Source organism: Sphingomonas sp. ASV193 (assembly GCF_040203355.1).
Lineage (GTDB): Bacteria > Pseudomonadota > Alphaproteobacteria > Sphingomonadales > Sphingomonadaceae > Sphingomicrobium.
In genome coordinates, this window is record NZ_JBEHBW010000003.1 from 339,412 (window position 1) to 357,660 (window position 18,249).

The following is an 18,249-nucleotide window of genomic DNA, read 5'->3' on the forward strand; positions in this document are numbered from 1 at the left end:
CAATCGGCGCTAAGCAGGCGCCATGACCGACGACAGCACGACGATTCCGACGCTCGAGGACTGGCAGCACTGGGGGCTGGTGATGGCGCGCGCCAACCAGATGATCCTCGAGGCGTGGGCCGACAATCTGACCAAGGGGGCCAACCAGCCCGGCTTCGGCTTCGGCCCGGCGGCGGGCGGGGGCGACCCGATGCAATGGATGACCGCGGGGGCCGAGGCCTGGTCGAAGGGGCTCGAGGCTTGGGGCCAGATGATCGGCCAGGCAACCAAGGCGGGGGAGGCGCGCGACCGCCGCTTCGCCGGCCCCGAGTGGCAGGACCCGATCTTCGACACGGTCAAGCAGAGCTATCTCGCCATCTCCGACCGGCTGCTCGGCACGGTCGACGAGATCGAGGGGATCGACGAGGCTGCGCGCGACCGGCTGCGCTTCGCCACGCGCGGGTTCGTCGAGGCGATGAGCCCGGCCAATTTCATGGCGCTCAACCCGCAGGTGATGAAGCGCACCCTCGAGACGAAGGGCGACAATTTGCTCGCGGGGCTGAAGAACATGCTCGCCGACGTCGCCCGCGGTCAGGTGACGCAGAGCCCGCAGGGCGCGTTCGAACTCGGCCGCAACCTCGCCACCACGGTGGGCAAGGTGATCCACGAGACCCCGCTGTTCCAGCTAATCCATTACGCGCCGACGACCGACAAGCTGCTGGAAACGCCGCTGGTGATCTTCCCGCCGTGGATCAACCGCTTCTACATCCTCGACCTCACGCCCGAGAAGAGCTTCGTCAAATGGACCGTCGACGAGGGCGTGTCGCTGTTCATGGTCAGCTGGAAGTCGGCCGACGAGACCATCCGCGACGTGACCATGGACGATTATGTCGCGGCGCAGGTCGAGGCGGTCGAGGTGATCCGCGACCTGCTCGGCGTGAAGTCGGTCCACACCATCGGCTATTGCGTGGCGGGCACGACATTGATGGCGAGCCTCGCCTACCTGACCGCGACCGGCGGGGCGGACAAAGTCGCCAGCGCCACCTTTTTCACCGCGCAGGCCGATTTCGAGGAGGCGGGCGACCTCAAGCTGTTCCTCGGCGACGAAGTCATGACCACGCTCCAGAACCTCACCGCCGAAAGCGGCATCCTCGACGGGCGGGTGATGGCGGCGACCTTCAACCTGCTGCGCGGACGCGACCTAATCTGGAACTATGTGGTCAACAATTACCTGCTGGGGCAGGACCCGCCGCCGTTCGACCTGCTCCACTGGAACGGCGACGTCACCAACCTGCCGGGCGAGTGGCACCGCGACTATCTGCAGCGGCTCTATCGCGAGAACCTGCTGGTGAAGCCCGGCGCGGTCGCCGTGAAGGGCGTCCCGATCGACCTGTCGACGATCGCCAACCCCGCCTACATCCAGGCGGGGCGCGAGGACCATATCGCCCCGGCGGCGAGCGTGTGGAAGCTGATGAAGCTGCTCAAGGGCGACAAGCGCTTCGTGCTTGCCGGCAGCGGCCACATCGCCGGGGTCGTCAACCCGCCCGCCGCGGGCAAGTACCAATATTGGACCAACGAGGCCGACCCGGCGCCCGCCAGCCTCGACGAGTTCGTCGCCGGCGCGACCGAGCACAGGGGAAGCTGGTGGCCTGACTGGATCGAGTGGCTTCGCGCCCGCGCGCCGAAGACCGTCGCGGCCACCGGCGCGCGGATCCCGGGCGCGGCCGGCAGGCCGGCGATCGAGGACGCGCCGGGGCGCTACGTCAGGACGCGCTAGGCCCGCGCAGCCGCTCGACGATCAGCTGGAACACCGCCGGGTGGAACGGATTGTCGAACTCGACCCCCGCCTGCCAGTCGCGCATCCACGCGATCCGGCCGTGGATCGCGTCCATTCCCGGCACCTTCAGCCACACCTGCTGACCCGCCTCGACCCGGACCGGCGGGCTGATCCGCGCGCCCTCGGGCGAAATGTCAAAAATGTCGACCGGGTAGCGCGACCCGCCGTGCTTGCGAAACTCGAGCTCGCATCGCATCGCGACGCGGCCCGATTGCCGCTGGTTTTCGCTGTCGTCGGTCATATTCAAGCCTGTTCGACGGGGCGAAACGCGCCCCCACCCCTATGTCCATCGCCCCGTTAAGCGATCAACGCGCCGGTCGCCAAGCGCGATTGCGTCCGATCGGCGCGGCTAAAGGATACCGTGGCCGAGAATCAGGCGGACGACGCCGATGACGATCACGAAAATGTTGAGGTTTCGACCTGCCTTGTGGCGCGAGATCATGCCGATCCCCGCACCGACCAGCGCGAGCGGGATGATCAGCCAGTTGGCCCAGCCGAGAAGCGGGAGGAAGGCGACGACCGCGAGCAGCAGCGCGACGAGCCCGATGATCAGCGAGACGAGAGCGAACATGGCCCGCTTCCTTAATCGCTCGACGCGCGATTGTCATGAGGACGACGCTGCCCCGCGACGAACAGCCCCAGCGCGATCCAGATCGCGCCGAAGGCGACCGCGTGGGCATGGGTGAAGCGCTCGTGATAGGCGGCGACGGCAAGCAGGAACTGGAGCGTCGGGGCGATGAACTGCAGCATTCCGACCACAGAATAGGGCAGTCGCCGCGCGGCCTCGGTGAACAGGAGCAGCGGCGTGCAGGTGACGACCCCCGACACGGCGAGCAGCGCCAGCGTCGCGCCGCTCGCGTCGCCGAAGATTGGGCGCCCGGCCGCGAGCCCGAGACCGAGCCAGAGAAGCGCTAGCGGGACGAGGACGACGGTCTCGATCACCAGCCCGGTCAGAGAATCGACCGCCACCTTCTTGCGGACGAAACCGTAGAGCGAAAAGCTGATGCACAGCGCGAAGCTCAGCCACAGCGTCGACAGCGCGCCGACCGCCAGTACCGATACCCCCGCCGCGGCGATCGCGACCGCAAGCCACTGCATTCGCGACAATCGCTCGGACAGGAAGAAATAGCCGAGCAGGATGTTCGCCAGCGGGTTCATATAATAGCCGAGGCTGCCGGCAAGGACCTGACCGCTGTCGATCGCATAGACGTAGAGCAGCCAGTTGGTCGCCACCAGCGCCGACGAGAGCAGCAGCAGGCGGATCACCGCGCGGTCGGCGAAGGCGGCGCGAAGCTTCGGCCAGCCCCCGATCGCGGTGACGACGAGCGCCAGCGTCAGCAGCGACCAGCACACCCGATGGGCGACGAGGTCGACCGGCCCGACGCTTTCGACCGCCTTGAAATAGACCGGAAGCACGCCCCACGCGGCATAGGCCGCAAGCCCGCAGGCAAGCCCCGTGCGGTCGAGCCGCTGGTCCGTCGCTGGCGAAGCCCCCATCGCCCCGGCGGTGCGTGTCGCGCCGGGACAAGTCAAGGCGCGATGGACCGCTTAACGGTTGCAAGCGTTCGTCCTCGCTGTCACCTTCCCACCATGCCGAGAGGGACCAGGGGAATGCGCCGCGATTTCGCCTCGCCGTCGATCGCTCTTCCATCGATCGTCCTCATCGCCGCGCTCGTCGCGGGATGCCAGACGACGCCCAAGCCCGTCGCTCACCCGGTGGTGGTCGCCCCGCGCACCAAGGCTGACGCGTGGATGAGCGTTGCCTCGGTCGCCGACCAGAACCGGCTGGCGCGGATCGGGATGGCGTGGAGCGAGGGGCTGGCCGAGGCCAGGAAGACCCAGGCCGGCCGCGATATCGTCCGCGACGAAGGGATTTTGCTCAAACCGCTCGCCGGGCTGCAGCGCCCCGCGCCGACTCCGGGGAGCTATAATTGCAAGCTCGTCACGCTCGGCCGCGACAAGCTGAAAAGCCCGGTGGCCGAGCGGTTCAAGCCCTTCTTCTGCTACGTCAACCTCGAAGGCGACCTGTTCACCATCGTCAAGCAGACCGGCAGCCAGCGCCCCGCCGGGCGCCTGTGGGAAGACGACACGCCGACCCGCTACGTCTTCCTAGGAACGCTCGCGCTCGGCGACGAGTCGGAGGCGCGGGCCTATGGCGACGACCCAAAACGCGACATGGCTGGCATCTTCGAGCGGATCGGCCCGTTCCGCTGGCGGCTGACGATCCCCTATCCGCAGGACGGCGCGAAGCTCGACGTGTTCGACATGACCCCGGTCGCCGACCAGCCCAAGGACTGATGAGCCTCGCCGACCCCGACGAGGTCCGCGCGCACCTCGTCGGCGCGGCGGCGGCGGGGCATCCGCTGACCTATTCCGAGCTGCTCGCCCGTCTTGGCCACGGCTTTTCGCGCCCGAAGATGCGCGCTCTGTGCAAGACGCTCGGCGCGGTCGACCGCGACGGCGCCGCGCGCGGCGAGCCCGAGCTCGCGGTGCTGGTCGTGCGCCAGTCGGACGGGCTGCCGGGGCAGGGCTGGTGGGTCGACGGCGGCGCGCGCGATCATGGCTATGACGGCCCGTGGGAGGGGCCGCGGGCGGCGGCCTTCGTCGCCGGGCTCCAGCAACGCGCGTTCGATTACTGGGCGGTGGCGCGCGAAGGCCGGCTCGACTAAGGCGCATCGCATGAGCGGCCCCGACAACGCCCGGACCTTTCGCGTCGGCGACGACGACGACGGCATTCGCCTCGACCGCTGGTTCAAGCGCAATCTGCCCGACGTCAGCTTCAACCTCGTCTCGCGCTGGGCGCGGACCGGGCAGCTGCGCGTCGACGGCAAGCGCGCCACCCCCGGCGACCGGCTCGAGGCGGGGCAGACGCTGCGCGTGCCCCCCGCCGAAGCGGCCCCGATCGAAGGCGCACGGCCGAAGCGGATCGTCAAGCCGCTCAATGACGACGAGCAGGCGTTCGTGCGCGAGATGGTGATGGCGGAGGGGCGCGACTGGTATTTGCTCAACAAGCCCCCGGGCCTCGCGACGCAGGGCGGGACCAAGACCCACCAGCACCTCGACCGGCTGCTCGACGGGCTGGCGAACGATGAGGGACAGCGCCCGAAGCTGGTTCACCGGCTCGACAAGGACACGTCGGGGGTGCTGCTCGTCGCACGCTCGGCGCGCGCGGCAGCGCATTTCTCGAAGGCATTTTCGGGCCGCACCGCGAAAAAGATCTACTGGGCGATCATCACCGGCGCGCCAAGCGTCGAGGACGGGCTGATCGACCTGCCGCTCGCCAAGCAACCCGGCACCGGCGGCGAAAAGATGCACGTCGACATGGAGGAAGGGCTGGCCTCGAAGACCCGCTACCGGGTGATCGACCGCGCCGGCAATCGTGCCGCCTTCGTCGAGCTCCAGCCGCTGACCGGGCGCACCCACCAGCTTCGCGCGCACATGGCGGCGATCGGCCACCCGATCGTCGGCGACGCCAAATATGGCGGGGCCGAGGCGATGCTGACCGGCGGGATCAGTCGAAAGCTCCATCTCCATGCGCGGCGGCTCAAGGTCGACGGAAGCGACGCCAAGCCGATCGAGGGCACCGCCGAGCTGCCGCCGCACTTCGCCGAGAGCCTCGCCGCGCTGGGATTCGAGGCGATCGCGGGCGACATGATGCCGATCGACCAGCCGCCCCGCGCGACCCCCGAGGCCAAGGCCAAGCGCGCCGCCGCCAAGGCCAAGGACGCGCGTCGCGCGCGCAAGGGCGAGCGGCGCAACCGCGGCGGCGATTCGAGAACCGCCGCGCGGCCCAAGGCCAAGCCCCGGCGCAAGTGATCCGTCTCGCCATCTTCGACGTCGACGGCACGCTGGTCGATTCGGGCGCGACCATCCACCGCGCGCTCGCGGCCTCGCTCGACGCGCACGGCCACCCCTGCCCGCCGCGCGCGACGACGCAAAAGGTGATCGGGCTCAGCCTCGAGCGGGCGATCGCCTCGCTCGCGCCCGACGCCGATCATGAAGCGGTGGTCGGCAGCTACAAGCAGGCCTTCGCCGACCTGCGCAGCGCGGGCGACGCCGACGAGCGGCTGTTCGACGGGGTCGCGGCGATGCTCGAGGCGATGGAGGAGGACGGCTGGCTGCTCGCCATCGCCACCGGCAAGAGCCGCCGCGGGGTCGACCATCTCGTCGATCTCCACGGCTGGCAGGGCCGCTTCGTGTCGATCCAGACCGCCGACACCAACGCGTCGAAGCCCGACCCGGCGATGGCGCTGGCGGCGATGGCGGCTACCGGGGCCGATCGCGCACGCACCGTGTTCGTCGGCGATACCGGCTGGGACATGGGCTGCGCGCGTGCCGCCAGGATCCACCCAATCGGGGTCGCATGGGGCTATCATGACGCCGACGACTTGCGCGGGGCGGGGGCCCACTACATCGCCGGGGCGCCCGCCGAGGTCGCGCCGCTGGCGAGGGCCTGCGTCGATGGATGACGACCGGGTCTGGCAGCGGCGCCTCCTCGCACTGACCGCGCTTCGGCTCGCCGGGGTGACGATGATCGGGCTCGGCGCGGCGATCGCGGTGACCGACTGGGTGCGGCCGGGGGGCGATCGCACCGTCGGGGCGTTGCTGATCGTGGTCGGGACGCTCGATTCGGCGCTTGCGCCGTTTCTCCTCAAGCGGCTGTGGAAACCGCCGTCGTGAAGCGCTTCTGGACCGAGGTCGCGATTTCGGCCGACGGGGCGGGGCACCAGGTGACGCTCGACGAACGCCCGGTCCGCACCCCGGCGCGCCACCCGCTAGCGGTGCCGACCCGCGCGCTGGCCGAGGCGATCGCGGGGGAGTGGAGCGCGGTCGACGGCGAGATCGACCCGCGCGCGATGCCGCTGACCGGGCTCGCCAACGCCGCGATCGACCGGGTCGCGCCCGACCCAGCGCGTTTCGCCGCCGACCTCGCGCGCTACGGCGAGAGCGACCTTCTCTGCTATCGCGCCGACTCGCCGCCCTCGCTCGTCGCTCGGCAGGCGGCGGCGTGGGACCCGCTGCTGGCCTGGGCGCGGCGGCGGTTCGACCGCGATTTCGCGGTCACCGACGGGCTGGTCCACGTCGCCCAGCCCGACGCGACGGTGGCGCGGCTGGCGCACGCGGTGGCTGCGCTCGACCCGTTCCGGCTCGCCGCTTTGTCGCCACTGGTGACGATCGGCGGGTCGCTGGTCGCCGCGCTCGCGCTGCTCGAGGGAGCAGCGACGCCCGCGGCGGCGTGGGACGCGGTCAGCCTCGACGAACGCTACCAGCTCGACCAGTGGGGCGCCGATGCCGAGGCCGAGGCCGCGCTGGCGGCGAAGCGGCGCGATTTCCTCGCCGCCGCGGCCTTCCTCGCCCTAGTTGGGCCGCTCGACCAGCTCGCGCACGAAGCCTAGCAAATAGGGCTGCCGTTCGCGCCGCAGCCGCTCGGCGGCGACGATCGCGCGGACCTTGGCGGTGCAGGCCTCGACCTCGTCGTTGATCAGCACATAGTCATATTCGGCCCAGTGCCCGATCTCGGCGGCGGCGCGCTTCATGCGGAAGTCGATCACCTCCTGCGCGTCGGTGCCGCGCGCCTCGAGCCGGTGGCGGAGCTCGGCCATCGACGGGGGCAGGATGAAGATCCGCACGAGGTCGGTGCGGAAGGCATATTCGAGCTGCTGGGTGCCCTGCCAGTCGATGTCGAACAACGTGTCGCGGCCGTCCTTCAGCGCGTCCTTGATCGGCTCCTTCGGGCTTCCGTAGCGATGGCCGAAGACATAGGCCCACTCGGCCAGCTCGTCCTCGTCGACCAGCTTCTGGAACGCCGCTTCGTCGAGGAAATGATAGTCGACGTCGGCGACCTCGCCGGGGCGGATCGGGCGGGTGGTCGCGCTGATCGACATCGAAATGGTCGGATCGTCGGCCATCAGCTTGCGGCTGATCGTCGACTTGCCCGCGCCCGAGGGCGATGAGAGCACGATGAGCAGGCCGCGGCGGCGGCGATCGGCGGTTGGCGCGACGTCCATGACCGCTCTTGCCGCGCGGGCGCGCGGGGCGTCAAGCGCCGACCCGAAAATGCCTTTTGTGCGACGCAACAAAATCGCTTGAATGTTGTTTTGCACTGCATTATATTGCACCGCAGCAAAGGAGATTATACGGTGGCGAACGAGACGATTGAAGCGATTGCGGACAAGGCCAGCGAAGCGGTCGAGGCGGTCAAGGCCCCGGTCGCCGAAGCGGTCGCCGCGGTCGAGAAGACGGTGGCCAAGCCGGTCCGCAAGGTCCGCGCCAAGGTCACCGCCCGCCGCGCCCGCAAGGCGCCGGCGAAGGTCGTCGAGACCGTGACCAAGCTCAACAAGCGGACCGCCAAGGCGGCCAAGCGCACCACCAAGGCGGCGGTTGCCGCCGTGACCAAGATCGAAAAGGATGTTCCGATGGCTTATGATTTCACCAAGTTCTTCAACGGCTTCGAATTCCCGGCCGTGGGCGGGTTCGACTCGTTCGTGACCGAGGGCCGCGAAAAGGGCGAAGAGTTCGTCGCCAAGGCGCAGAAGGGCGCCGAGCAGGCGGTCGAGCTGACCAAGGCGAATGTCGAAGCGATGGTCGAGGCGGGCAAGATCACCGTCGCCGCGGTTCGCGAACTCGGCCAGGAAGCGCTTGCCAACGGCCGTGACGGCTTCGAGCGCGCTAGCCAGAACGCCAAGACGCTCGCCGAGGCGACCAGCCCGACCGAGTGGCTGCAGCTCCAGTCGGAGTTCGCCCGCGCCTCGTTCGACCGCATGGTCGCCGAAAGCTCGAAGCTGACCGAAAAGATGGTCAAGCTGGCTGGCGAAGCGGTGCAGCCGCTCCAGGCCCGTGCGAGCCTCAACGCTGAAAAGATCAACGAGCTGATGGCCTGACCCCTCTCCTCCTCTCCTGAGGGTTGGACCATTGAAGGGCGGTCGCCTCCCCAACGGGAGGCGGCCGTTTCCTTTTGCGGGACGAAGCGGTCGCCTGCCGACTTGCAGCGCGTCCGGCAGTTGCCATATTTCAGGCGAAGCGATGACCGAGCGACTGACGATTCTCATGGCCGGCGACGAGCCGGGCCGCGGCGACGGCCTCGACGATGTCGAGACCGGCGTCGTCACGCGCACGCGCCCGAAGACCAAGAAGCCGAGCAACTACAAGGTGCTCATGCTCAACGACGACTATACCCCGATGGAGTTCGTCGTCCTGATCCTCCAGCGCTACTTCTCGATGGATATCGAGGCCGCGACCCGGGTGATGCTCCAGGTCCACCAGCAGGGGGTCGCGGTGTGCGGGGTGTTCACCTACGAGGTGGCCGAGACCAAGGTCAGCCAGGTGATCGATTTCGCGCGCGAGAACCAGCACCCGCTTCAGTGTACGCTCGAAAAGGCCTGACCCGCCCCGCCACCGGCATCTTGTGAGTCGCGACCGCTGCGTTAAAGCGCGTCGATGGACTCGATCAGAATTATCGGCGGAAAGCGCCTCAGCGGCGAAATCCACATCTCGGGGGCGAAGAACAGCGCGCTGACGCTGCTGCCCTGCGCGCTGCTGACCGAACAGAAGCTGACGCTCGGCAACCTGCCGCGGCTCGCCGACGTCGACAGCTTCGGTCACCTGCTCAACGAGCTCGGCGTGTCGACCAAGGTGTCGGGCGCGCGAAAGGGCGACGGGCCGAAGCGGCGGATGACGCTCGAGGCGCGGGACATCGCCTCGACGACCGCCCCCTACGACATGGTGCGCAAGATGCGCGCCTCGATCCTCGTGCTCGGCCCGATGCTGGCGCGGATGGGCGAGGCGACCGTGTCGCTGCCCGGCGGCTGCGCGATCGGCGACCGCCCGATCGATCTCCACTTGAAGGCGCTCGAGGCGATGGGTGCGACGATCGAGATCGCCGCCGGCTTCGTCAAGGCGAGTGCGCCCGGCGGGCGGATCGCGGGGGGCGACTACAGCTTCCCGGTGGTGTCGGTCGGCGCGACCGAGAATGCGGTGATGGCGGCGGTGCTGGCCAAGGGCACCAGCCAGCTGTTCAATGCCGCGCGCGAGCCCGAGATCGTCGACCTGTGCAACCTTCTGGTCGCCATGGGCGCGAAAATCGACGGAATCGGCAGCTCGCACCTCACCATCCACGGGGTCGAGGCGCTCGGCGGCGCCGACTACGACGTGATGCCCGACCGGATCGAGGCGGGCAGCTATGCCTGCGCGGCGGGGATCACCGGCGGCTCGGTCGAGCTGGTCGGGGCCAAGGCCGACGACATGCTGGCGATCACCAACGCGCTCGCCGCGGCGGGGCTCATGATCGAAATGACCGGGCGCGGTATCAAGGTGACCGCCGACAGGCCGCTCAAGCCGCTCGCCATCTCGACCGCGCCCTATCCGGGGTTCCCGACCGACATGCAGGCGCAGTTCATGGCGATGCTGTGCGTCGCCGAGGGGCAGAGCTTCCTTGAGGAGACGATCTTCGAGAACCGCTACATGCACGTTCCCGAACTTCGCCGGATGGGCGCCGAAATCGAGGTCCACGGCCGCTCGGCGATCGTCAAGGGCGGGGCGAAGCTGACCGGGGCCAAGGTGATGGCGACCGACCTGCGCGCGTCGATGAGCCTGATCCTCGCCGGGCTCGCGGCCGAGGGCGAGACCGAGGTGATGCGCGTCTACCACCTCGACCGCGGCTACGAACGGCTCGAGGACAAGCTCGGCGCGGTCGGCGCGACGATCGAACGAATCGGCGGCGGCTAAAGCGGTTTCGCGAAGCGCAGGCTCGGCTGGTCGTAACCGAGGCGCGCGTAGAAGGCGTGCGCCTCGGTCAGCCGATGGTTGCTGGTCACCTCAACCATCGCGCAGCCGAGCGCCGCGAGCCGACGTTCGGCTTCCTCGACCAGCCGCCGCCCGACCCCGCGCCCGCGGACCTCTGCATCGACGACGAGGATCGTGATCCGCCCGACCGGCGTCTCGCGATGAAGATGCTCGGTCACCGCCAACCCGCACAGTCCGACGACGCGCCCGCCGACCTCGGCGACGAGTTGCGGCGGGTGGACCCTGCTGAGGCGCGCGGCGACTCCCTCGACGGTCACCTCGTGCCCCAAGAGGGCGATCAGCTCGGCGAGCCGCGCCGCATCCCCCACCGCCGCGTCGCGGACGATCATCCGAGCGTATCGAGCGCGTGGAGCAGGACACCGACGCTCCCGCCGACCAGCGTGCCGTTGATGCGGATATATTGTAGGTCGCGGCCGACCGCCTGTTCGAGCCGGTCGGTGACGGTGCGCGCGTCCCAGCCGCGGATCGTCTCGCTGACCAGCTTGACGATCGACCCGCCATAGCTTGCCGCCATGCCCGCCACCGCGCGGCGGGCGAACTGGTTGATCGCGCGGCGCATCCGCTCGTCGGTCTCGAGGCTCTGGCCGACCGACTTCAACACCTCGCCGAGCTTGCCGGCCATCGCCGCGTCGGGGTTGCGCGCCGCCTTGACCATCGCCTCGCGCGCCTTTTGCCACAGCGTGTCGAGCCACAGCGCGACCGATCGATTGTCGAGCAGGTCGTCCTTCATCCGCTCGACCCGCTCGCGGGTTTCGCTCTTGTGCTGGAGGTCGTCCGCGAGCTGGACCAGCGCCTCCTCGATCTTGCGGCGCACCGGGTGGTCGGGGTCGGTGTGCATGTCGGCGGTCAGCTTGCGCGCCCCCTCGAGCAGCGAATCCGAGATCCGCCCGTCGACCCCGGCAAGCTTGAGCACCCAGTTGGTGCGCTTCTTGACCATCGCCCGGATCAGCTCCTCGTTGGCGTCGAGCGCGCGCGCCGACCAGCGGATCGCCGCCTCGAGCATCGGCACGTGGCGATGCTCGTCGATCGCGCTGGCAAGCGCAGCGCCGAGCAGCGGCGACACCTCGGTCTGACGCAGCCGGTTGGCGACCGCGGTCTTGACCAGGCCGCCGAGCCGCTCATCGCCGAGGCTTTCGAACAGGTCGGCGATCAATCGGGAGGCGCCGCGACGGATCCGGGTCTCCTGCCCCGGCGGCGCCTGCAGGAAGCGCCCCGCCGCGCCCGCGAGATCGAGCCCGCGCATCCGCCGCGCCACCACCGGCGCGATGAGAAAATTGGTCTTGAGGAAATTGGCCAGCGCCTCGCCGATGCGGTCCTTGTTGCGCGGGATGATCGCGGTGTGCGGGATCGGCAGGCCGAGCGGGTGGCGGAACAGCGCGGTCACCGCGAACCAGTCGGCCAGCCCGCCGACCATCCCCGCCTCGGCGAACGCCTTGACCCAGGCAAGACCCGGATAGGCCGGCTGAAGCGCGCGGCACAGGGCGAACAGCGCGGCCATCGCCACCAGCAGCCCGGTCGCCGCGACCTTCATCCCGGCGGCGCCTGGCTGGGCGGGATTGAAACGGGCGAGGGCAGGGGACCGGCGCATCGCGCTCACCCTAGCGGCCGGGACGGCGAAGTCACTCCGCGGGAAGCGGCTCCGGGCTGGGGACATGCTCCTCGCCATTGTCGATCACCCGGCGGAACCCGCGCCCGATCCAGCTCTCGATATCGACCGCGAGCGAGAAATAGGCGGGAACCAGCAGCAGCGTCAGCACGGTCGAGAAGATGAGCCCGCCCATCACGGTGATGCCCATCGGCGCGCGCCAGCTGCCGTCGCCGGTCAGCGACAGGCTGACCGGGACCATGCCCGCGACCATCGCCACCGTGGTCATCACGATCGGCTGCGCGCGCTTGTGCCCCGCCTCGACGATCGCCTCGTCCTTGGTCATGCCGTGGTCGATCATCTCGACCGCGAAGTCGATCAGCAGGATCGAGTTCTTGGCGACGATGCCGAACAGCATCAGCAGCCCGATGAATACCGGCAGCGACAGCGGCTGGCCGGCGATGTGCAACGCCAGCGCCGCGCCGAGCGGGCACAGCAGCAGCGAGCCCATGTTGACCAGCGGCGACAGGAAGCGGCGGTAGAGCAGCACCAGCACCGCGAACACCAGCATGACGCCCGACAGCAGCGCGATCAGGAAGTAGTAGACCAGCTCGGCCTGCCACTTGTCCGCGCCCAGCTTCAGCACCTGTACCCCGTGGGGCAGGTTCTTGACCGTCGGAAGCGCGTTGATCTGCTTCCACGCCTCGCTGGTCACCACGCCGGGCGCAAGGTCGGCGCCGACCGCCAGCCGGTCCTGCTGGTCGGTGCGGTTGACCGAGGCCGGACCCGAGCCGAAGCCGATGTCGGCGACCGATTTCAGCGGCACCGACCCCCCGGTGGTGGTCGGCACCGGCAGGTTCTCGAGCGTTGCGATGTCGGTGCGGTCCGACTGGGGCAGCGCGACGCGGATCGGTACCTGCCGGTCGGACAGCGAGAATTTGGCGCTGTTCTGGTCGATGTCGCCGATCGTCGCGACGCGGATCGTGTTCGACAGCGCGGTGGTGGTGACGCCAAGGCTGGCGGCGAGGTCGAAATGCGGGGTGATCCGGATTTCGGGCCGGACCTGCTCGCCCATCACGCGCGGCGCGCGGATGACGTTCAGCCCCTGCATCTCGGCGCTGATCTTCTCGGCGGTCTTCTGCAGCAGGTCGCCGTCGGAGGAGCCGAGGAACAGCATCAGGTCGCGCGACGAGCCGCCGGGGCCGCCGTTGGTGCGCGACTGGAAGCTGACCTGCGCGTCGGGAATAGCGGCGAGCTGCGGCTTCAGCCGGTTTTCGAACGCGCTGGTCGTGTCGGGCCGGTCCTTTTTGAGGTTCACCACCAGGCTGGCCGAGCCGACGTAGATCCGCTCGAACACGTCGACCACGTCGGGGTCCTTCTTGAGCAGCGCGGCGACCCGGTCGGCCACCGCCTGCGAATCGGCGAGCGTGGTGCCGGGGGCGAGCCCGACGCGGACATCGGTGTTGTCGACGTTGACGTCCGGCTGGAACTGCATCGGCAGCGTCGCGATCAGCCCGATCGTCGCGATGAAGCAGAGAATGCCGACGCCCGCCATGCGGATGCGATGGTCGTAGATCATCGACCGGATCGCGGCGAGCTTGCCCGGATGTTCGGCGCGGTAGCGGTCGGCCTTTTCGTGCGACAGGCTCCAGCGCAGGATGCCCATGTAACGGTCCATCCACTTGCCCGAGGCATGTTCCTGGACGCCGTGACTCTTGAGGAAATAGGCGGCGATCAATGGCGTGATCATCCGCGCCACGAACAGGCTCATCAGAACCGACAGCACGACGGTGAAGCCGAAGCTCTTGAAGAACTGCCCCGAAATGCCGGGCATCAGCGCGACGGGAAGGAACACCGCAACGATCGACATGGTCGTCGCCAGCACCGCCAGCCCGATCTCGTCGGCGGCATCGAGCGAGGCCTGGTAGGCGCTTTTGCCCATCCGCATGTGCCTGACGATATTCTCGATCTCGACGATCGCGTCGTCGACCAGCACCCCCGCGACGAGGCTCATCGCCAGCAGCGACAGCCCGTTCAGGTTGATGTCCATCAGGTGCATGAAGGCGAAGGCGGGGATCGCCGACAGCGGGATGGCAAGCGCCGAGATGGCGGTGGCGCGCCCATCGCGGAGAAACAGGTAAACCACCAGCACCGCCAGCGCCGCGCCTTCGAACAACGCCTCCATCGACGATTTATACTGGGCCCGGGTGTAATCGACGCTGTTCGAAATCTCGTCGAAATGAATGCGGGGATCGCTCTTCTCGATCTCGTGAAGCTTCTTCCACGTCCCATCGTAGACCGACAGGTCGGACGTGCCGTTCGATCGCTGGACGTAGAAGCTGACGACCTGCTGGTTGCCCAGCTTGGCGATCGTGCGCTGCTCCGAATAGCCGTCGACCACCTGCGCGATGTCCGACAGCCGTACCGAGCGTCCACCGCCGACGTTGATCTGGGTCTGCGACAGCTCGTAGGCGGTCCCGGCGTTGCCGACGACGCGCACCGACTGCTCGGACCCGGCGACCTCGGCGCGTCCGCCGGTGGTGTTCAGGTTGACCTGTCGAAGCGACTGGTTGACCTGCGCGGCGGTAATGCCCTGCGCGGCCATCGCCGCGGGATCGAGGATGACCTTGATCTCGCGGTCGACCCCGCCCTCGCGGCTGACCGCGGCGACGCCGGGGACGCTGCGGACCTGCCGCGCGACGTCGTTGTCGATGTACCAGCTGAGCTGTTCCAGCGTCATGTCGTTGGTGCGCGCGGCGACATAGGTGATCGGGTCGCCGGTAATGTCGACCCGGCTGACCTGCGGCTCGAGAATGCCGTCGGGCAGGTCGCCGCGGATCTGGGTGATCGCGTCGCGGATGTCGTTGACCGCGCGGTCGGTCGGGGTGCCGATCTGGAACTGGACGAAGGTCTGGCTGTTGCCCTCGCGGACCGAGCTGTTGATCTCGTCGATGCCGGTCACCCCGCGCACCGCCGCCTCGACCTTCTGGGTCACCTGCGTCTTCATCTCGCTCGGCGCGGCGCCGGGCTGGGCGATATTGACCACCGCCGCCGGGAAATCGATGTTCGGGTTCTGCGTCACCGTCATCTGCGAAAAGGCGTAGAGCCCCGCCAGCATCAGCGCGACAAACAGGACGATCGGCGGAACCGGGTTCTTGATCGACCAGGACGAGATATTCCGGAAGCTCATGGATCTACGCTCTCGCTCGGTCGATTATCGCGCCGCGGTCCGGCGCGGCTGGACCTTCTGGCCCTCGTTGAGGAACGGCCCGGCCGAGGCGACGATTGTCTCCTGCCCGGTCAGCCCGCCGGCGATCGCCACGCCCGCGTCGGTCACCTGCCCGATCTGGACGTTGCGGCGGCTGACCTTGTCGTCCTTGCCGACGACATAGACGTAGGTCCCCTTGTCGTCGCTCAGCACGGCGCTCTGCGGCAGGACCGGCGAGTTGATCGTACCCGCGCTGATCCGCGCCTCGGCGAAGCCGCCCGGACGGACGTTGGCCGAATAGGGGATCGAAATCCGCACCTCGCCCTGGCGCGAGGTCGGGTCGATCACCGGCGACACCAGCCACACTCTCCCCGCCACGCTTTGCGTGCTGCCAACCGGGGTCACGGTCGCGGGCATCCCGACATGGACCCGCGCCAGGTCCTGCTGCGATAGCAGCGCGCGCATCTCCATCTCGCCGCCGGCGGCGATGCGGAACAGCGCGGGCGAGCCGGCGCTGACGATCTGCCCGAGCTCGACCGAGCGCGACAGCACCAGCCCCGCGGTCGGCGCGCGAACGTCGAGCTGACCGATCTGGGCGCGGGTCGCGCCGAGCTGCGCCTGCGCAACGCGAACCTGCGCGAACGCCGAATCGCGCGCCGCCTTTTTCGCGTCGAGGTCGGCCTTCGAGATGAAGCCGTTGCCGACCAGCGCGAGCGCGCGATCGTAATTGTTCTGCGCCAGCGCCGCGTTGGCGCGCGCCGAGGCGATCGCGGCGGCGAGCTGGTCGGCCTGCTGCACCTGCACCGACCGGTCGACGGTCGCCAGCGGCTGGCCCGCGCGGACCCAGCTGCCGGCATCGACCAGCACCCGGGTCACCCGCCCGCCGGTCCCGGCGATCCCGACCGGCTGGTCGCGCCGGGCGGCGAGCGCGCCCGAGGCGGTCACCACGTTCGCGCCGCCCGCCTGGCCGGGGACGATCACCGTCACGGTCGGCACCTGCCCGCCCGCCGCGCCGCCGCTCGCCGCCGGGGTGGCAGACTTCGACGGCTTCATCAGCGCGAAGGCGCCGACCAGGATCAGCGCGATCGCGGCAATCGCGGCGACCACGAGGATGATCTTGCGGCGCGAGCCGGAGCGATCGATCACGATCAGGTCGTCGGAATGGCGGATCATGGTTTCCCGGTTCATGGCTTCTTGAGTTCTCGTGAGCGTTGGACTGTATTACGCGAATATATCAGTAACCGCAATTGCACCCATTGGGAACGGTGGCGGAACCAAAATTCGACAAGCGACGGAAACGGCTCCACCGGCGCGCGTTGATGGCCCGACACGATCGACAAGGAAGGGGAGTGTGGCGATGATTGAACATTATGGCTGGCTGGGCTGGATCATCATCGGCGGTCTCGCCGGGGCGATCGCCAAGATGCTGATGCCGGGCAAGGACCCGGGCGGATGCATCGTCACCGTCGTCCTCGGCATCGCCGGCGCGTTCGTCGCGGGATATGTCGGCAAGATGGTCGGCTGGTACAAGGACGGCGATGCCGCCGGGTTCGTCGCGGCGATCGTCGGCGCCTTCATCCTGCTGCTAATCTATCGCCTCGTCGCGGGGCGCCGTCGCTACTAGGACTTTCCGCCGATCCCTGTTCATGGTCGGGCCATGACGGCGGCGTAATCGTCCGCCGCATGGTTCGATCAATCAGGGAGACAGAGATGATCACTCGTTATGCCGCCGCCCTGGCGCTTGCCGGTGCGGCAGTCTTCGTGCCTGTGCAGGCGTTTGGGCAGGACAATGTCGCCGCGGTGCGGACGATCAACGGCACGCGGCTCGACGTCAGCGCATCGGGGTCGGTGACTCGCGTGCCCGATATCGCGACGATCAGCGCGGGGGTCGAAACCCGCGCGACGGGCGCCGCGGCCGCGCTTGCCGACAATGCCGCGCGGATGCAGCGCGTGCGCGCCGCGCTGAAGCGCGCGGGAGTCGCAGACCAGGACGTCCAGACCAGCGCGATCAGCCTCAACCCCGATTATGCCTATGAAAACAACCAGCCGCCGCGGCTGACCGGCTACCGCGCGTCGAACACGCTGTCGGTCAAGTTCCGCGACCTCAAGCGCGCGGGGCCGATCCTCGATGCGCTAGTCGCCGAAGGCGCCAACCAGATCGGCGGCCCGAGCCTCGGCATCGACCATCCGGAACAGGCGCTCGACGAGGCACGGGTCAAGGCGCTCGCCGCCGCCCGCGCTCGGGCCGACCTCTATGCGCGGGCGCTCGGGATGCGGGTGGTGCGGATCGTGTCGCTCAGCGAAAGCGGTGGTTACACGCCGCAGCCGCCGATGCCGATGTTCGCGCGCGCCGAGATGGCGGCGGCCAAGACCGCGGTCGATCCGGGCACCCAGAACCTCGAGGTCGGCGTCAACGCGGTGTTCGAGCTGCAGTAGGTACAAACGAAAGGGGCCGCCCGGTCGCCCGGACGGCCCCTCGAAACCGTAACTTTGCGTCGCTTAGCGGACCGAACCGCGGCGAACGAGGTTCACGATCGCCAGCAGGATCACCGCGCCGACGAGCGAGATGAGGATGTTGGTCAGATCGAGCGGGTTGCCGCTGTTGATGTTGCCGCCGCTGAAGATCAGGCCGGCGATGAACGCGCCGACGATGCCGACGACGACGTTGAGCACGATGCCCTGCTGCGCATCGGTGCGCATGATGAGGCTGGCCAGCCAGCCCACGACACCGCCGATGACGAGCCAAAGAATGATACCCATAACTGCGTTCCCTCCTGTTATGCGGCCGCGACTCGATGCGGCCTTCCGGCCCTAAGACGCGCAGCCGCCGATGATTGT

General features: G+C 68.7%; 21 protein-coding genes. 12 read left to right on the forward strand and 9 right to left on the reverse strand.

Annotation, left to right across the window (positions count from 1 at the left end; all coding sequences use genetic code 11):
- Positions 1–22: 22 nt before the first annotated feature.
- Positions 23–1,756, forward strand: a complete 1,734-nt coding sequence (locus ABDK56_RS07960) for a PHA/PHB synthase family protein (RefSeq protein WP_349807700.1) — start codon at positions 23–25, stop codon at positions 1,754–1,756.
- Here the strand turns inward: ABDK56_RS07960 and ABDK56_RS07965 are convergent.
- The 3 genes from ABDK56_RS07965 to rarD form a co-directional block, all read right to left on the reverse strand.
- Positions 1,743–2,057, reverse strand: a complete 315-nt coding sequence (locus tag ABDK56_RS07965; RefSeq protein WP_349807701.1) for a PilZ domain-containing protein — start codon at positions 2,055–2,057, stop codon at positions 1,743–1,745. The genes ABDK56_RS07960 and ABDK56_RS07965 overlap by 14 nt on opposite strands.
- 108 nt (positions 2,058–2,165) lie before the next feature.
- Complete coding sequence (locus ABDK56_RS07970) at positions 2,166–2,387, reverse strand: hypothetical protein (protein ID WP_349807703.1); 222 nt, start codon at positions 2,385–2,387, stop codon at positions 2,166–2,168.
- 11 nt (positions 2,388–2,398) lie between these two features.
- The gene (gene rarD / locus ABDK56_RS07975) at positions 2,399–3,313 is read right to left on the reverse strand and encodes an EamA family transporter RarD (protein WP_349807704.1); all 915 of its coding nucleotides are present in this window, start codon (positions 3,311–3,313) and stop codon (positions 2,399–2,401) included.
- Positions 3,314–3,427: 114 nt separating this feature from the next.
- On the opposite strand from rarD, the gene ABDK56_RS07980 reads away from it, so the two are divergent.
- The 6 genes from ABDK56_RS07980 to ABDK56_RS08005 are packed head-to-tail and all read left to right on the forward strand — an operon-like array spanning position 3,428 to position 7,212.
- Positions 3,428–4,114, forward strand: coding sequence for a DUF4893 domain-containing protein (locus tag ABDK56_RS07980; RefSeq protein WP_349807705.1), 687 nt, complete (start codon positions 3,428–3,430; stop codon positions 4,112–4,114).
- Positions 4,114–4,485, forward strand: coding sequence for a ribose-phosphate pyrophosphokinase (locus ABDK56_RS07985; protein WP_349807706.1), 372 nt, complete (start codon positions 4,114–4,116; stop codon positions 4,483–4,485). Before ABDK56_RS07980 ends, ABDK56_RS07985 begins: the two co-directional genes overlap by 1 nt.
- 10 nt (positions 4,486–4,495) lie before the next feature.
- Positions 4,496–5,632: an RluA family pseudouridine synthase gene (locus ABDK56_RS07990; RefSeq protein WP_349807707.1), complete on the forward strand. Its 1,137-nt coding sequence runs from the start codon at positions 4,496–4,498 to the stop codon at positions 5,630–5,632.
- On the forward strand, positions 5,629–6,285 hold the full coding sequence (locus ABDK56_RS07995) for an HAD-IA family hydrolase (protein ID WP_349807708.1): 657 nt from the start codon (positions 5,629–5,631) through the stop codon (positions 6,283–6,285). Before ABDK56_RS07990 ends, ABDK56_RS07995 begins: the two co-directional genes overlap by 4 nt.
- Positions 6,278–6,496 carry a hypothetical protein gene (locus tag ABDK56_RS08000; protein ID WP_349807709.1) on the forward strand — a complete coding sequence of 73 codons (219 nt, stop codon included), beginning with the start codon at positions 6,278–6,280 and terminating at the stop codon, positions 6,494–6,496. The genes ABDK56_RS07995 and ABDK56_RS08000 overlap by 8 nt, the downstream gene beginning before the upstream one ends.
- Entirely contained in the window at positions 6,493–7,212 is a 720-nt protein-coding gene (locus ABDK56_RS08005; protein ID WP_349807807.1) for an ATP12 family chaperone protein, read from the forward strand. Before ABDK56_RS08000 ends, ABDK56_RS08005 begins: the two co-directional genes overlap by 4 nt.
- Here ABDK56_RS08005 and gmk read toward each other — a convergent pair.
- Positions 7,174–7,824 (reverse strand): guanylate kinase, encoded by a 651-nt coding sequence (gmk, locus tag ABDK56_RS08010; RefSeq protein ID WP_349807710.1) that lies wholly within the window; start codon positions 7,822–7,824, stop codon positions 7,174–7,176. The genes ABDK56_RS08005 and gmk overlap by 39 nt on opposite strands.
- Before the next feature lie 132 nt (positions 7,825–7,956).
- On the opposite strand from gmk, the gene ABDK56_RS08015 reads away from it, so the two are divergent.
- The 3 genes from ABDK56_RS08015 (at position 7,957) to murA (ending at position 10,540) form a co-directional block, all read left to right on the forward strand.
- The gene (locus tag ABDK56_RS08015) at positions 7,957–8,697 is read left to right on the forward strand and encodes a phasin family protein (protein WP_349807711.1); all 741 of its coding nucleotides are present in this window, start codon (positions 7,957–7,959) and stop codon (positions 8,695–8,697) included.
- Positions 8,698–8,863: 166 nt separating this feature from the next.
- Positions 8,864–9,199, forward strand: a complete 336-nt coding sequence (gene clpS / locus ABDK56_RS08020; protein WP_349807808.1) for an ATP-dependent Clp protease adapter ClpS — start codon at positions 8,864–8,866, stop codon at positions 9,197–9,199.
- 54 nt (positions 9,200–9,253) lie between these two features.
- Positions 9,254–10,540 carry a UDP-N-acetylglucosamine 1-carboxyvinyltransferase gene (gene murA / locus ABDK56_RS08025; protein WP_349807712.1) on the forward strand — a complete coding sequence of 429 codons (1,287 nt, stop codon included), beginning with the start codon at positions 9,254–9,256 and terminating at the stop codon, positions 10,538–10,540.
- Here murA and ABDK56_RS08030 read toward each other — a convergent pair.
- From ABDK56_RS08030 to ABDK56_RS08045, 4 genes are read right to left on the reverse strand one after another with little or no spacing between them, the layout of a single operon-like run.
- On the reverse strand, positions 10,537–10,947 hold the full coding sequence (locus ABDK56_RS08030; protein ID WP_349807713.1) for a GNAT family N-acetyltransferase: 411 nt from the start codon (positions 10,945–10,947) through the stop codon (positions 10,537–10,539). The genes murA and ABDK56_RS08030 overlap by 4 nt on opposite strands.
- Positions 10,944–12,206, reverse strand: coding sequence for a DUF445 domain-containing protein (locus tag ABDK56_RS08035; protein WP_349807714.1), 1,263 nt, complete (start codon positions 12,204–12,206; stop codon positions 10,944–10,946). The genes ABDK56_RS08030 and ABDK56_RS08035 overlap by 4 nt, the downstream gene beginning before the upstream one ends.
- A gap of 31 nt (positions 12,207–12,237) precedes the next feature.
- Positions 12,238–15,393 (reverse strand): efflux RND transporter permease subunit, encoded by a 3,156-nt coding sequence (locus tag ABDK56_RS08040; protein WP_349807715.1) that lies wholly within the window; start codon positions 15,391–15,393, stop codon positions 12,238–12,240.
- A gap of 24 nt (positions 15,394–15,417) precedes the next feature.
- Positions 15,418–16,599 (reverse strand): efflux RND transporter periplasmic adaptor subunit, encoded by a 1,182-nt coding sequence (locus ABDK56_RS08045; protein ID WP_502959280.1) that lies wholly within the window; start codon positions 16,597–16,599, stop codon positions 15,418–15,420.
- Between the two features lie 169 nt (positions 16,600–16,768).
- Between ABDK56_RS08045 and ABDK56_RS08050 the strand changes: the two genes are divergently transcribed.
- Both ABDK56_RS08050 and ABDK56_RS08055 read left to right on the forward strand, forming a co-directional pair.
- Entirely contained in the window at positions 16,769–17,035 is a 267-nt protein-coding gene (locus tag ABDK56_RS08050; protein ID WP_349807809.1) for a GlsB/YeaQ/YmgE family stress response membrane protein, read from the forward strand.
- An 86-nt stretch (positions 17,036–17,121) separates the two neighbouring features.
- The gene (locus tag ABDK56_RS08055) at positions 17,122–17,847 is read left to right on the forward strand and encodes an SIMPL domain-containing protein (protein ID WP_349807717.1); all 726 of its coding nucleotides are present in this window, start codon (positions 17,122–17,124) and stop codon (positions 17,845–17,847) included.
- A 63-nt stretch (positions 17,848–17,910) separates the two neighbouring features.
- Here ABDK56_RS08055 and ABDK56_RS08060 read toward each other — a convergent pair whose 3' ends face one another.
- Positions 17,911–18,171: a GlsB/YeaQ/YmgE family stress response membrane protein gene (locus tag ABDK56_RS08060; protein ID WP_349807718.1), complete on the reverse strand. Its 261-nt coding sequence runs from the start codon at positions 18,169–18,171 to the stop codon at positions 17,911–17,913.
- Positions 18,172–18,249: the final 78 nt, after the last annotated feature.

What these genes read in the sequence shown, in the direction of transcription:
- ABDK56_RS07960 (WP_349807700.1), top strand. Translation starts at nt 23, where the DNA reads ATGACCGACGACAGCACGACGATTCCGACGCTCGAGGACTGGCAGCAC.
- ABDK56_RS07965 (WP_349807701.1), bottom strand. Translation starts at nt 2,057, where the DNA reads ATGACCGACGACAGCGAAAACCAGCGGCAATCGGGCCGCGTCGCGATG.
- ABDK56_RS07970 (WP_349807703.1), bottom strand. Translation starts at nt 2,387, where the DNA reads ATGTTCGCTCTCGTCTCGCTGATCATCGGGCTCGTCGCGCTGCTGCTC.
- rarD (WP_349807704.1), bottom strand. Translation starts at nt 3,313, where the DNA reads ATGGGGGCTTCGCCAGCGACGGACCAGCGGCTCGACCGCACGGGGCTT.
- ABDK56_RS07980 (WP_349807705.1), top strand. Translation starts at nt 3,428, where the DNA reads ATGCGCCGCGATTTCGCCTCGCCGTCGATCGCTCTTCCATCGATCGTC.
- ABDK56_RS07985 (WP_349807706.1), top strand. Translation starts at nt 4,114, where the DNA reads ATGAGCCTCGCCGACCCCGACGAGGTCCGCGCGCACCTCGTCGGCGCG.
- ABDK56_RS07990 (WP_349807707.1), top strand. Translation starts at nt 4,496, where the DNA reads ATGAGCGGCCCCGACAACGCCCGGACCTTTCGCGTCGGCGACGACGAC.
- ABDK56_RS08000 (WP_349807709.1), top strand. Translation starts at nt 6,278, where the DNA reads ATGGATGACGACCGGGTCTGGCAGCGGCGCCTCCTCGCACTGACCGCG.
- gmk (WP_349807710.1), bottom strand. Translation starts at nt 7,824, where the DNA reads ATGGACGTCGCGCCAACCGCCGATCGCCGCCGCCGCGGCCTGCTCATC.
- clpS (WP_349807808.1), top strand. Translation starts at nt 8,864, where the DNA reads ATGGCCGGCGACGAGCCGGGCCGCGGCGACGGCCTCGACGATGTCGAG.
- murA (WP_349807712.1), top strand. Translation starts at nt 9,254, where the DNA reads ATGGACTCGATCAGAATTATCGGCGGAAAGCGCCTCAGCGGCGAAATC.
- ABDK56_RS08030 (WP_349807713.1), bottom strand. Translation starts at nt 10,947, where the DNA reads ATGATCGTCCGCGACGCGGCGGTGGGGGATGCGGCGCGGCTCGCCGAG.
- ABDK56_RS08035 (WP_349807714.1), bottom strand. Translation starts at nt 12,206, where the DNA reads ATGCGCCGGTCCCCTGCCCTCGCCCGTTTCAATCCCGCCCAGCCAGGC.
- ABDK56_RS08040 (WP_349807715.1), bottom strand. Translation starts at nt 15,393, where the DNA reads ATGAGCTTCCGGAATATCTCGTCCTGGTCGATCAAGAACCCGGTTCCG.
- ABDK56_RS08045 (WP_502959280.1), bottom strand. Translation starts at nt 16,599, where the DNA reads ATGAACCGGGAAACCATGATCCGCCATTCCGACGACCTGATCGTGATC.
- ABDK56_RS08050 (WP_349807809.1), top strand. Translation starts at nt 16,769, where the DNA reads ATGATTGAACATTATGGCTGGCTGGGCTGGATCATCATCGGCGGTCTC.
- ABDK56_RS08055 (WP_349807717.1), top strand. Translation starts at nt 17,122, where the DNA reads ATGATCACTCGTTATGCCGCCGCCCTGGCGCTTGCCGGTGCGGCAGTC.
- ABDK56_RS08060 (WP_349807718.1), bottom strand. Translation starts at nt 18,171, where the DNA reads ATGGGTATCATTCTTTGGCTCGTCATCGGCGGTGTCGTGGGCTGGCTG.